This window comes from Bradyrhizobium sp. NBAIM08 (genome assembly GCF_020193935.1).
GTDB lineage: Bacteria > Pseudomonadota > Alphaproteobacteria > Rhizobiales > Xanthobacteraceae > Bradyrhizobium > Bradyrhizobium yuanmingense.
On the sequence record NZ_JADYVR010001092.1, the window covers coordinates 1 to 396 of the forward strand.

Genomic DNA, 396 nt, shown 5'->3' on the forward strand with positions numbered 1-396 from the left:
GCTTCGAGCGTGGCGTCGGCCAGGTCGGACAGCTCGTCGGCGATGTCGTCGACCACCTCGATCGGCTCCGGTGAGCACAGATCGCGGGCGGCGATCCGGAGCAGGGCACCGCGATAGGCCGTCCGCAGGTCGTCGGCGGCGAGATCGGTACCGACGGGCAGCACTGCGTCCGGGTCGGTGCCGGTGGCGTGCAGCAGCTCCGCACGCAGATCGGAGGCCGAGGTCCGGCTGAGCTCCACCGCGAGGTGCTGGAGGTGCTCGGGATGCACGGCCAGGTGCCCGGCGAGCTTGATGCTGGCTCCCAGCACCATGGTCAGCTGGCGGGCGAGCACCGTGTTGTCGTGCAGCTGAGCAGGCAGGTCGGGCACCCGGTCCAGCAACCGATCCAGCCCGGAC

At 71.2% G+C, this 396-nt stretch carries 1 protein-coding gene; it reads right to left on the reverse strand.

The features are described 5' to 3' along the window. The coding region (locus tag I6F37_RS43620; protein ID WP_225154929.1) for a hypothetical protein at positions 1 to 396 on the reverse strand (396 nt) is incomplete at both ends.